Annotated in this window: 10 protein-coding genes; 7 read left to right on the forward strand and 3 right to left on the reverse strand. The window is 37.1% G+C overall.

From position 1 onward, the window contains the following. The first annotated feature begins 137 nt into the window (after window positions 1–137). Window positions 138–3,077, forward strand: coding sequence for an insulinase family protein (locus QSG86_RS11670; protein ID WP_317031648.1), 2,940 nt, complete (start codon window positions 138–140; stop codon window positions 3,075–3,077). 24 nt (window positions 3,078–3,101) lie between these two features. Next, the gene (locus QSG86_RS11675) at window positions 3,102–4,250 is read left to right on the forward strand and encodes a phospholipase A (protein WP_317031649.1); all 1,149 of its coding nucleotides are present in this window, start codon (window positions 3,102–3,104) and stop codon (window positions 4,248–4,250) included. A gap of 65 nt (window positions 4,251–4,315) precedes the next feature. On the opposite strand, the gene QSG86_RS11680 is transcribed toward QSG86_RS11675, so the two are convergent. From QSG86_RS11680 to ilvA, 3 genes are all read right to left on the reverse strand, one after another. After that, the gene (locus tag QSG86_RS11680) at window positions 4,316–5,656 is read right to left on the reverse strand and encodes a TrkH family potassium uptake protein (RefSeq protein ID WP_410487467.1); all 1,341 of its coding nucleotides are present in this window, start codon (window positions 5,654–5,656) and stop codon (window positions 4,316–4,318) included. Between the two features lie 4 nt (window positions 5,657–5,660). Then, window positions 5,661–6,320 carry a TrkA family potassium uptake protein gene (locus QSG86_RS11685; RefSeq protein WP_317031651.1) on the reverse strand — a complete coding sequence of 220 codons (660 nt, stop codon included), beginning with the start codon at window positions 6,318–6,320 and terminating at the stop codon, window positions 5,661–5,663. Between the two features lie 377 nt (window positions 6,321–6,697). Next, complete coding sequence (gene ilvA / locus QSG86_RS11690; RefSeq protein WP_317031652.1) at window positions 6,698–8,236, reverse strand: threonine ammonia-lyase, biosynthetic; 1,539 nt, start codon at window positions 8,234–8,236, stop codon at window positions 6,698–6,700. 107 nt (window positions 8,237–8,343) lie between these two features. Between ilvA and rpiA the strand changes: the two genes are divergently transcribed. From rpiA to clpS, 5 genes are all read left to right on the forward strand, one after another. Then, a complete protein-coding gene (gene rpiA, locus QSG86_RS11695; protein ID WP_317031653.1) occupies window positions 8,344–9,015 on the forward strand; it encodes a ribose-5-phosphate isomerase RpiA in 672 nt (223 codons plus the stop codon). Window positions 9,016–9,353: 338 nt separating this feature from the next. Beyond that, window positions 9,354–10,037, forward strand: coding sequence for a YgjP-like metallopeptidase domain-containing protein (locus QSG86_RS11700; protein ID WP_317031654.1), 684 nt, complete (start codon window positions 9,354–9,356; stop codon window positions 10,035–10,037). Between the two features lie 513 nt (window positions 10,038–10,550). Beyond that, window positions 10,551–11,606: an N-acetyl-gamma-glutamyl-phosphate reductase gene (gene argC / locus QSG86_RS11705; protein WP_317031655.1), complete on the forward strand. Its 1,056-nt coding sequence runs from the start codon at window positions 10,551–10,553 to the stop codon at window positions 11,604–11,606. Between the two features lie 77 nt (window positions 11,607–11,683). Next, entirely contained in the window at window positions 11,684–12,430 is a 747-nt protein-coding gene (locus QSG86_RS11710; RefSeq protein ID WP_317032568.1) for a DUF6776 family protein, read from the forward strand. An 18-nt stretch (window positions 12,431–12,448) separates the two neighbouring features. After that, window positions 12,449–12,868 carry an ATP-dependent Clp protease adapter ClpS gene (gene clpS, locus QSG86_RS11715; protein WP_317031656.1) on the forward strand — a complete coding sequence of 140 codons (420 nt, stop codon included), beginning with the start codon at window positions 12,449–12,451 and terminating at the stop codon, window positions 12,866–12,868.

Here is a 12,868-nt window from a genome sequence, read left to right on the forward strand (position 1 = left end):
GTAACAAAATGATATTGATCATCGCCTTGGCTTGAAAATCCTGATTGAAATACAAGGAATATAGAGACTGTATCATTTTTACCTTATTTTTAAGGTATAATTGCCCATATTATATTAATATTGATTTAGGAGATGACATGACTGTAGATGTCGCTGAAACCACTTCTCAAATTGTTCATCCAGCGTTTCAGTTGGTACGTCAACACCATGTTGAAGCCTTAGATATTTTAGTCGAAGAATATCAACATAAACAAACTGGTGCCGTTCATTATCATTTAGCAACCAATCACGATGAACATGTCTTCTTGGTTGCATTTCGTACTCAACCGATGGACTCGAAAGGAGAAGCACATATTTTAGAACACACAGTATTATGTGGTTCTGAAAAATTTCCTGTCCGTGATCCTTTTTTCTTAATGATTCGTCGCTCACTGAATACGTTTATGAATGCATTCACAGCAGCAGATTGGACAGCATATCCCTTTGCAACACAAAATAAAAAGGATTTTCAAAATTTACTCTCAGTCTATTTAGATGCTGCATTTGCAGCAAATTTAAATCCTTTAGATTTTGCACAGGAAGGCATTCGTGTTGAGCTTGAAAATGATCAACCTGTATATAAAGGGGTGGTATTTAATGAAATGAAGGGAGCAATGAGCTCACCGACCGATCAGCTTTATCATCAATTGGCTTATCATCTATTCCCTGAAACCACTTATCATTATAATTCTGGTGGCGATCCTAAAGACATTCCTGATTTAAGCTATGATGAGTTACTACAATTTTATCAATCACATTATCATCCGAGTAATGCGGTCTTTATGACCTTTGGTAATCAGTCCGTTTATCAATTACATGAACAATTTGAAGCATTGGCTTTGCATAAATTTAAACAAGGTCAAACACTGTATTCCAAACCTGAGCGTCGTTTAACTGCACCGATTGAAGTATCTGAAACCTATGCTGTTGACTCAGAAGATCTTAATAACAAAACCTATCATATTTTGGCCTGGTTATTGCCACAGGCAAGTGATATCAAACTACGCTTAGGTATGCGTTTGGTTGAGGGTGTTTTATTAGAGGATTCAGCATCACCGTTACGTCATTACTTAGAAACTTGTGGTTATGCACAATCTACTGGCCCAATTATGGGGGTGGATGATTCTAATTTTGAAATGACATTCTATTGTGGTATTCAAGGATCAAATCCACAATATGCACAGCAATTTAAGGAAGGCGTCTTTAAGGTTTTACAGCAGGTTGCTGAAAACCCAATTGATCCTACCTTAATCAATGCAATTTTACATCAAATTGAGCTACATCAACGTGAAATTAATGGCGATGGCATGCCATATGGTTTAAGCCTAATTATGAGTGGCCTAAGCAGTGCAATTCATCATGCTGATCCAGTCCATGTTTGGGATGTTGATTCAGCCATTGCGCAAGTGAAAGAAGAATTAAAAGATCCAATGTGGTTATCTCGGTTAATTCAAACCTACTTGATTGATAATCCACATCGTGTACAAATGACTTTGCAACCCGATGCGACTAAATCTGCACAAGATGCCGCTGCAGAAAAAGATCGTTTAGCGTTACTGGCTCAGCAACTCACAGATGCGGATAAAGCAGCCATTCGTGCACAAACAGAAGCATTGAAATTACGTCAAGATACCCCTGATGATTTAACTTTATTACCTAAAGTGGGTCTGGAAGACGTGCCACCTACGCTACAGATTGTCCAAGGTCAATTAAGAGAAATTCTTTGCAATCATGTGGATACACCTTTAAATTTGTATTTTGCAGGAACCAATGGAATTTATTATCAACAAGTACTGATTAAAATTCCTGATGAAATCATCAAATCACCTTATTTTAATTTATTATCTATTCTGCTAGGTGAAGTGGGTGCAGGTTCATATAACTATCTTGAACTGCAACAATTACAAACAGCTGTAAGTGGTGGCCTCGGTATGGGGGCGTCTGTACGTTCTAAAGTGGATGATAAAGCACAAATCAGTGCTTGGTTAACTTTAACCACTAAATCCTTGGTTCATCACCTTGATGCAATTCAATTGTTAAAAGTAGCCTTTGAGCAACTAAGGTTTGATGAGAAAGATCGTATTATTGAGCTATTACAGCAGCGGAAAACACGTTGGGCATCACGTATATCAGGCTCAGGGCATAGCTATGCCATGCAAATTGCCAGTCGTCATCATAGTGCCTTAGCATTACGTGATTACCATAGTACTGGATTGGGTGCATTAAATTGGCTGAATGATTTAGTGACGAATATTGAGCAAGATGAAACGGCCTATGAACATTTGATTACTGAGTTAAAATCGATTCATGAACAGTTATTAAAAGCACCAAAACAATTTTTATTGGTGTGTGAAGAGCATCAAGCTGATCGTTTGGTTGATGAAATTCAAGTTGTTTGGGATAAATTAGCGATTCCAGATACCCAGAATGCACTCACTCCAGTCGCTTTTGCAAACACTGCTGGAGATGAAGCATGGTTGATTCAAGCCAATGTACAATTTTGTTCTTCTGCATATGCTGCTGTCGAAGTGTCACATCCAGATGCAGCAGCGTTAATGGTACTTGCAGCATATTTACGTAATGGTTTTTTACACAGTGCTATTCGTGAAAAAGGCGGAGCATATGGTGGTGGTGCCAGTTATGACGGTAATGCATGTTCATTTAGATTCTATAGTTATCGTGATCCACGCTTAACAGAGACTTTCTATGATTTTGATGCCAGTATTGAATGGTTATTGTCTGCACAGCAGCAACCCTACCAGCTTGAAGAAGCAATTTTAGGTTTAATCGCTAGTATGGATAAACCAGGTTCTCCAGCAGGTGAGGCAATCACAGCATGTTATTCTTATTTGCATGCACGTACACCAGCATTTAGAAGTCAACTCCGTGAACGCTTATTAAATGTGACTCTGGATGATTTAAAACGTGTTACTCAGCAGTATTTACGTCAGCAGCAGCCAGTTAAAGCAGTCGTGGCACCTGTCACAAAACGTGATGAATTATTGGCTTTAGGTTTTAATATTCAACAGGTTCATTAAAATGGCTAATCAATAGGAAAAAATATGGCGTTTCATTTTTTTGAACGCACAACATTGTCACTGAGCATTATCATGCTCAGTGCTTTGTCTGTTGCAAAAACATATGCAGAAGATTTTACAGTTTCAGTACAACCTTCAACACCACAAGCATGTGCTTATTTAGAATCTAATGTTGATCGTTTAAATTGCTATGATCAATTATTTAAACCGGATACAGCAGCAACCCTAAACTTTGTTTCGGAACGTCAAGCAGCGAGAGAGTTGAGTCCAGAAGCAGAGCGTAGCTGGACGGCTAAAGTAAAAGATACAGCGGAAACATTAATTCCAACCGCTGGCGCACCTTTAAGCACCAATACATCTTGGCTGGATCAACGTTGGGAACTGAGTCCTGAGAGTAAATTAGGGACGTGGAACTTACGTGCTTATCAACCTATTTATTTATTGCCACTCTTTTGGACCTCAAAGAAAAATGAACAGCCCACGAGTGCCAATCCAGTTAATCGCGTCTCTACAGATGAAAAACAAAATTTAGACTCTATGGAATCTAAATTTCAAATTTCATTTAAAACCAAAGCACTGGAAAATATTTTTGGTGACAATGGTGACCTTTGGTTGGGCTATACACAATCCTCACATTGGCAAGTTTATAATTCTGATGAATCACGACCATTTCGTGAGACCAATTATGAGCCTGAAGCCAGTTTAATGTTTAGAACCAATTATGAGATATTGGGTTTAAATGCACGTCTATTAGGACTTAGCTTTAATCATCAGTCAAATGGCCGGTCAGATCCATGGTCGCGTAGTTGGAATCGCGCTATGCTCAATATCGGTTTAGAACGTGATAATTTTATCTTGATGATTCGTCCATGGTACAGAATTCCTGAAAAGGCCAAAGATGATAATAATCCGGATATTACAGATTATATGGGCCGCGGTGATTTGACAGCATTGTATCGTTGGCATGAACATCAGTTTTCATTGATGCTACGTCACAGTTTAAAAGGTGGTAGCCAGTCCCACGGTGCAGTTCAATTTGATTGGGCCTTTCCAATCGGGAAGCGATTGCGAGGTCATTTTCAACTGTTTGATGGATATGGTGAAAGTTTAATTGATTATAATCATCGTGCGACCTATGTGGGTATAGGGATGTCATTATTAAACTGGTTTTAAGTTAAATATGATAAAAATGCCAATCGAATCGATTGGCATTTTTCTGCTAGATGAGTAAATCAAGATTAACCAATTTGAATATCAGCTTGAGGATATTTAATGCGTGATTTTTTGGGTGTTGCAATCAGATAGGCTAAGGTTAACGGACCTAAACGGCCTGCAAACATCAATAACATTAAAATACATAAACTGCCAGGGCTAAGTTGATCGGTAATACCACGTGATAAGCCCACTGTACAGGCTGCAGAAACAGCCTCAAACAATAAGTCTAGAAATCTTTGTTTTGGTTCTAAGATTAATAAGCTAAATAAACCTATAAAAATTAAACTGACTGTAATAAAAATAACGGCTAAGGCTTTAAATGTGGTAAGTCTTGGTACAGAATGATTAAAGACATGTAATTCTTCAGAGCGTCTTAAAAAGGTAATGACACTTAAAATGACAATTACAAAAGTACCAACTTTAATACCACCTGCTGTACTTAAAGAGCCGCCACCAATAAACATCAGTAGCATGGTGACCAGTGCTGATGCATTGGTCATATCAGACAATTCCAGACTATTAAAACCAGAAGAACGAGGAACAGTGGCATGAAACCAAGCATTAATGGCTTGATCACTGAGAGACATGGGTGCAAGTGTTAAAGGATTAAATGCTTCTAATGACCAAATGGCAATAAATGCAATCAAATTAATAATCGCAATTGAACTTAAAATCAACTTACTATTAGGAGACAGCGTACGCCAGCGTTTAGCGCGTTTAATATCCATTAACACCACAAATCCAGTACCCCCAATAATATACATCATACTAATGGTAAACGTAATTAAGTGCTTGTCAGCAAAGCTCATAAGACTATTGGGAAATAGAGAAAACCCTCCATTATTAAACGCTGAAACGCTATAAAATGCGGCATAGAAGAATGCTTTTAAAAAATCGTAATCTTCCATCCATGCAATAGTGAGAATGACGGTACCAATACTTTCAAAGAAGAGTGAATAAAGTAGTACCCCTTTAATTGTAAACGACACTTTGGCCAGACTGGTTTGACCAATCGTTTCTTGTGCCATCATTTGTTGTTTTAAGCCGATTTTGGCTGATAAACTTAACGCGGCCAATATGGCAAAAGTCATAAATCCTAAACCGCCAAACTGCAGTAATAACATAATGATAATTTTGCCAAATACGGTATATGTTTCTCCAATGTTAACGACAGATAATCCAGTAATCGTCACAGCCGATGTGGTGGTAAACAATGCATTTAGCCAGCTTAATTCCCCATAGTGGGCAAAGGGAAGTTTAAGTAGTAACGTCCCCAAAATAATAAAACTTAAAAAACCCAAAGCCAGCAGCGTAGGTGGGCTTAAATTAATCGTATTGTTTTCTGTATTGCGCATCTTTATCATGGCTTCAATTTACAGCAGTAAAGTATTTAGATAATCGACGTAATGATTCCAGTTGTCCTTCAACCACTAAAATATCATGTTGTTGTAAGACTAAGTTGGGATCAATGGTAAATAAAAGCTCAGTCTCTCTTTTATGTAAAATAGTTTTTACTTCTGGTACATGGTCCATGATGCTATGTAGGCGTGTTCCAACGAGATTTTCTTTAATTTCAACTTTAACAATATAGTGATTATCGCCAATAGACATATAGCGACTGACCATTGGATAACTAAGGGATTGTGCAATACGAATGCCCATATCTTCTTCAGGATGAATAATTTTATCGACGTCTAAGTGTGCTAAAATCATATGGTGAGCTTTAGACTTTGCTTTGACCCATATTTTTTTAACGCCCATGTTTTTTAAATTCAGTACACATAGAATGCTGGCTTCTAGACTTTCACCAATCGCAACAATGACAGCATCATAATTGCGTAGATTAAGCTCATTTAAAACATGTTCGTCGGTTGCATCTGCAATCACTGCATAGGTAATTTGGTCTGAAATATTTTCGACATATTTTTTTTCAGCATCAATGCCAAGTACTTCATGTTTTAAGCGTACCAACTCTGTCGCAACAGTTGCACCAAAGCTGCCCAGACCAATCACAGCAAATTGAGCCATATATTTATCACCCTTTTTTAAATTGCATACATTATTTTATTATGTTGAGTTATATCTTATCGTGATGTTAAAGATATTCAACACTAACATAGATTCAGTAAATCAATGTTATGGATTGATATGAATCTGACCACTTTAGGTAAATGGTCATATCAATACGGTAAGATCTGTTTTATGATCAAATAAATACCAGAAAAATATCTGTTGAATTGATATTTTGAATAAACTTGACCTGTTGCAATAGACAGCTCATTTGCGCAATGATAAAAGCATATGTTAGATCTTGCATCACACTCAAATGGTTTAATCAATCATATCAGCATAAAAAAACAGCCTATATTAAAATAGGCTGTTTTTTTATATTTTGAATTACACGTTTATTTTAAGAAACGTTGATAACCTAAATTATCTGTAATTTCACTATAAGGATAGCTAATCTGTTCAAGTGTTTCAATCAGCCCATCTGGATTTTGCTGTGCATCAGTCGCTTCTAGACCTACCAATACGCGACCTTCTGCAGCGCCATGATTACGATAATGAAATAAGGTGATATTGTGCGTAGGTCCAAGGCGTTCAAGGAAGGTGAGTAAGGCACCTGGACGCTCTGGAAACTCAACACGGAATAGGCGTTCATTTTGAATATCGGCATGACCACCAATTAAGTAGCGAATATGTAGTTTCGCCACTTCATCGTCAGATAAGTCGTCAACATCAAACTGTGCTTTCAGTGCTTCGTAAATATCTACACGTTCTTTGTCACCAGCTTTTAAACTAATACCAACAAATACCTGTGCAGAAGAGGCTTCACTGGCACGATAGTTAAACTCAGTAATATTTCTGCCTTGTAATACACGGCAAAAATGTAGAAAAGAACCTTTTTCTTCTGGAATAGTCACTGCAAAAATAGCTTCACGACGTTCACCCAGTTCAGTGCGTTCAGCGATATAACGTAGACGGTCAAAATTCATATTCGCACCACAAACGATGGAAACAATATTTTTGCCTTCTAAATGATGCTCAGCTACATATTTTTTAATTCCAGCCAATGCCATGGCGCCAGAAGGTTCAACAATACTGCGACACTCATCAAAAGTATCTTTAATCGCAGCACAGATTTCATCGGTGTTAACCAATACAACATGCGGTTCAACGATAGGTCCTGATTCATCTGATTTTTGTAAACGAATGACGTCAAATGGTTTTTCGCCAATTTGTGCCACAGCGGTACCATCTGCAAATAGGCCTACTGACGGTAAAATGACACGTTCACCTGTTTCTAGTGCTGCTTTTAAGCACGCAGATTCATCATATTCCACAGGAATGACTTTTACATGTGGCGCAACATCGCCTAAATAAGCGGCTACACCAGCAATTAAACCACCACCACCAACAGCAACAAAAACATATTCAACATCACGCCACTGGCGTAAAATTTCGTTAGCAATTGTGCCTTGCCCAGCCATGACCAGCTCATCATCATAAGGTGGAATAAATGTCATACCATCAGTGCTAGCGCGTTGAATGGCATATTTATTTGCGACATCAAATGAATCACCATGTAAAACCACTTCACCGCCTAAGCGCTTTACCGCTTGAACTTTAATGTCTGGCGTGGTTTTAGGCATGACGATAATGGCACGAATACCTAACTTTTGACCAGATAATGCCACGCCTTGAGCATGGTTACCTGCTGAAGCAGTAATAACGCCACGTTCCAACTGAGATTTCGGTAATTGACTAATACGATTATAGGCACCGCGTAGTTTGAAGGAAAAGACAGGTTGTAAATCTTCACGTTTAAAGCGAATATTATTGTTTAGCCTTTCACTAATTCGTGGCGCTGCTTCGAGTGGAGTTTCGATTGCAACATCGTATACCGTTGCTTGTAATATTTGTCGAACCAAACGAGACAGCATGTTAATTTTCCATCTAACAGTTTAAAATAGTCTTTTATTGTAACAAACCCGATCACATTTGCGTTTTAAAATTAAAGCAAATGTAAAAAATAGTTGAGTGATATCCTATGAGTCTATATGCAACCCAAGATGAAAAAAAGCAAGCAGCAGCTCAGGCTGCTTTAAAACACTTGCCTAAAGGTGGCATTTTGGGGGTTGGAACTGGGAGTACTGTTAATTTTCTGATAGATCTTTTACCTGAATTACAGTTAGAAGCTGCAGTTGCAAGTTCTGAAGCAACTGCACAACGACTTAAAAAACTAGGTATTGAAGTTGTGGATATGAACCATGTTGGTGGTTTAGATGCTTATGTTGATGGTGCAGATGAAATTGATCGTCATCTTCATATGATTAAAGGTGGCGGTGCTGCACTGACACGTGAAAAAATTGTAGCATCAATTGCCAAAAAATTTGTTTGTATTGTTGACGATTCTAAATGGGTTGAACAGTTAGGACGTGATTTTCCTTTACCTGTTGAAGTGATTCCAATGGCACGCTCTGCAGTGGCACGTAAATTGGTCGCTTTAGGTGGTGATCCTGTATACCGTGAAGGTGTTATCACTGATAATGGTAATGTCATTCTAGATGTTTTTAACTTGAATATTCTCAATGCACTTGAAGTTGAAAAAACCATCAATGATATTCCTGGTGTGGTTTGTAATGGTATTTTTGCTTTAAATCGAGCAAATATTGCGATTGTTGCAACCAATCAGGGGATTGAGGAGCGTACTGCGGATTAAGATCATGATAATCTTGCTGCACTTACAAAGTCCATAAATGTGGACTTTGTAAGACAATGATTATTTTGCTGTTATGTCGCAATTTAAACGATAATTGATTATTTTTAGTGCTGAGTATAAAACACTGCAATGTATATCAAAAAATTTTGTAGTGTGTATTTTATATCTTATTAGCTTGACTGTATAAATATCAAAAAATAAAGTGCTGGTTATCTTCATGGACAATTGAATCATGCGCTGTTAAATGAAAGTACATCGGGTTAAAAATTTTAAATGAAGCTTCGGTATTGAGAATCACAATGGTTTTAAGTGCATGAGATGGAGATAAAAGCATAACGATGACGCTAAAGGATCTTCCACATATAAAAATTCGCCGTCACTCACGAGCTAAACATTTACGTTTACGTATCGATATTGATCAGATTTATTTAACGGCACCGCAATTTTGCAGTCAAAGACAAATTCAGCAGTTTATTCAACAATCTGAAGATTGGTTAATCAGCACATGGCAATTACAACAACAAAAACGACATGATCTGCAACACAATTTACCAAAGTACTTGCGACTTTTTAATCAGCAACAGCCAATGACCATTATTTACCAACCACAAAAAGCAGTATTTCAGTGGCATGAGAGAGAGCAAATTTTATATATTCGCCAACAACAGCCGATTCTATCCTTAAAGCAGTTTGTGATTGCTTATGCCAAAATACATTTACCGCGCTATCTACAAGATATAAGCCAACAAATAGGCTTGAAGTTTCAACAATGTACAATTCGTCAAGTTAAAACACGTTGGGGAAGTTGTAGTCGTAAACAGGATATTATGCTCAATAGTGCTTTGGTATTATGTGATCAAGATGTTGTAAAATATGTATGTATTCATGAGTTGGTACATACAAAGCATTTCAATCATGGTACTGATTTCTGGTTAGAAGTACAACGTCATGATCTTGACTATAAACAACATCATCATGATTTAAAGCAATATCATTTGCCTGATTGGTGGAGCGAAAAATAAATAATTGTGGTGTTATTCAAATATATAAAATCTGAATTTCGGATAAGAGTTTTTCTTTAAAATCATGAAACAAAAGCAAAATTATGATCAGTTTCTAGTATTATAAAATCAAAATATTGACGTTGTTATGCTTAAAAGATAGCGAGTCATCCAGATCAAGAACTCTATTGCCTTCAGTGGTATTCAGATAAAGATATTTAAATGATAAATAAAGCGAGATTAAAATCGCTTGATGCGATTGAATAGCGCGATATATTCGTGTTGATAAGCGATTTAAATTTAGCCTAAGCCATTTAGTTTAGTAGGATAAATACTGCGGTATATATACTAAAAATATCATATAATAAGCAAAGTTATTTTCATAAAAATAAGATTCATATTATTGATTTTTACTCACATTAGGATTTCAGCCCAAAAAAGATACAAAACAATGAAAAAAGCTTAGAAAGCTGATTTATATTGTCATACTATATAGCATAGCCAAGAAATTGATATTTATAAAATACTGAGGTAATGCGTGTGATTTCTGTCGGAATAGTTGGTGGTACGGGTTATACGGGTGTTGAGCTGTTACGTCTTTTGTTAAGTCATGACCATGTAAAGGTAACTGTTTTAACGTCGCGTACTGAAGCAGGCCGTCGTGTCGATGATATGTTCCCGAGTTTACGAGGTCATACCGATTTAGAATATTCAGATTTAGATCTTGATGTTTTAAAACAATGTGATGTGGTGTTTTTCGCAACACCACATGGTGTTGCTATGAAGTATGCAAAGGAATTGTTGGCAGCAAATACTAAAATTATTGATTTAGCAGCAGATTTCAGATTGAAGAATCTTCAGCAATTTGAAAAATGGTATGGTTTAGCGCATGCTTGTCCTGAAATTTTAGCACAATCAGTCTATGGACTATCTGAACTCAAACGTGAACAAATTAAGCAAGCTAGAGTAGTTGGAAATCCAGGCTGTTATCCAACCACTGTACAGTTGGGTTTAGCACCAGTATTGCAATCACTTGAAGCATTAGTCAAACCAGAAACAATTATTATTGATGCAAAATCGGGTGTATCAGGTGCTGGACGTAAAGCCAGCCTTGCGATGATTTATAGTGAAAATGCGGATAATTTCAAAGCTTATTCAGTGGCTGGCCATCGCCATCATCCTGAAATTGTTGAGGCCTTAGAAAGTATTTCGGGTCAAAAAGGTGTGTTTGATCATATTCTGTTTGTACCGCATTTGGTTCCTATGATTCGTGGTATGCTTAGTACCATTTATATCGATCTAACGGATCAAGGCTGTCAGCAAGATTTACAAAGTTTATATGAACAATTTTATAAAAATGAACAATTTGTTGATGTTATGCCGGCAGGAAGTTCGCCAGAAACACGTAGTGTCCGTGGTGCTAACCAATTGCGTATTGCACTATATAAACCAAGTCCAAAAAAATTGGTCATTTTAGTCGTACAGGATAATTTAGTAAAAGGGGCAGCAGGGCAAGCAATTCAGAATATGAATATCATGTTTGGCTTTGCTGAACATATGGGATTAAGTGGCATTGGCCTTTTACCCTAAATAATAATTTCCTTGGCACACATTTAGCATCAGTAGTACGGGCTGAATGTGTGTTATAAATATTTTGATATGAGATGATGATGAACAAAACTGAATCAGACAATACACAACCTCTAGATGTAAAAAAACCGTTTTTAAGTACCAATATACCGATTGTGATTGGGGCTATGGTATTGGTATTGGGCAGTGGTTTAATTGGTTATACAGTAGGACATCGTCAAGGTTTATCGACATCAGGTTATGATGCAGATACTGAACAGTTGGCGGAAGTCGTTAAATTACAAAAAGAACGGCTTGATGTACAAAATAAAATTATTAATTCATCAGTACAAGAGCGTGATGTTGCGATTGCAAATGTAGATGATTTATTCAAAAAATTACAACAGGCTAAAGCTGATCAGGTGCAGATGCAAGGCATGACCAGTTTATATCGTAGTATTTTAAAACAGCGCGGTGGTTTAAGTCTAACCGTACAAAATTTATCAATTAAACCTTTGCCTGAAAATGCGTATGAATATCAACTAGATTTAGTTCAAGTATCTCCAAATAATCGCAGTGCATCGGGTCAAGTTGAATTGCATTTAATCCGTGGTAATGAAATCTTAGTTGTGCCAATGGAAAATAGTCGATTTAATTTTGATGATTTTGAACGTCTAACAGGACGCTGGACGATGCCAAAAGGTTTTACACCGCAATACATTGAAGTACGGCTTACTGGTGCAACTCCTGTTGCCAAACGTTTTAATTGGGCCAAAGGAGAGCGTGTTGAAGTTCCTTCAACAGTTCTTTCGGAAATTCCACAAGTAGAGCCTCGTGCTCAATAATTCAAGTATTTAAAATTTATGTCTGTACAAAAACGTCACATTTGCTTAAATCAAGTTAAAAAATCATTTGTGCAATCAGGATATATTGATTGGCACTTAGATGTACGCTTAGGCCAAGATCATGACGCAGAGGCTGATCACGAAGGGGATGTTGTGGCTCAAACAGCACCTCCAGTACTTAAACGTCCGCCGTTATATGTCGTTGTGTTATTGAATGATGATTATACGCCGATGGACTTTGTTATTGAAATTTTACAACAATATTTTGCAATGAATCTTGACCAAGCTACTGAAGTAATGCTAACTGTACATTATGAAGGAAAAGGTATTGCTGGGGTTTATCCAAGAGATATTGCAGAGACCAAAGCAAATCAAGTTAATCATTATGCTCGTTCTAAAGGACATCCGTTATTATGTCAGATTGAGCCTAAAAACTAA

The sequence above is a fragment of the Acinetobacter sp. SAAs474 genome, assembly GCF_032823475.1.
In the GTDB taxonomy this organism is placed as follows: domain Bacteria; phylum Pseudomonadota; class Gammaproteobacteria; order Pseudomonadales; family Moraxellaceae; genus Acinetobacter.

Coding starts and splice junctions, on each gene's coding strand:
- QSG86_RS11670 (WP_317031648.1), top strand. CDS start 138: ATGACTGTAGATGTCGCTGAAACCACTTCTCAAATTGTTCATCCAGCG.
- QSG86_RS11675 (WP_317031649.1), top strand. CDS start 3,102: ATGGCGTTTCATTTTTTTGAACGCACAACATTGTCACTGAGCATTATC.
- QSG86_RS11680 (WP_410487467.1), bottom strand. CDS start 5,656: ATGATAAAGATGCGCAATACAGAAAACAATACGATTAATTTAAGCCCA.
- QSG86_RS11685 (WP_317031651.1), bottom strand. CDS start 6,320: ATGGCTCAATTTGCTGTGATTGGTCTGGGCAGCTTTGGTGCAACTGTT.
- ilvA (WP_317031652.1), bottom strand. CDS start 8,236: ATGCTGTCTCGTTTGGTTCGACAAATATTACAAGCAACGGTATACGAT.
- rpiA (WP_317031653.1), top strand. CDS start 8,344: ATGAGTCTATATGCAACCCAAGATGAAAAAAAGCAAGCAGCAGCTCAG.
- QSG86_RS11700 (WP_317031654.1), top strand. CDS start 9,354: ATGACGCTAAAGGATCTTCCACATATAAAAATTCGCCGTCACTCACGA.
- argC (WP_317031655.1), top strand. CDS start 10,551: ATGCGTGTGATTTCTGTCGGAATAGTTGGTGGTACGGGTTATACGGGT.
- QSG86_RS11710 (WP_317032568.1), top strand. CDS start 11,684: ATGATGAACAAAACTGAATCAGACAATACACAACCTCTAGATGTAAAA.
- clpS (WP_317031656.1), top strand. CDS start 12,449: ATGTCTGTACAAAAACGTCACATTTGCTTAAATCAAGTTAAAAAATCA.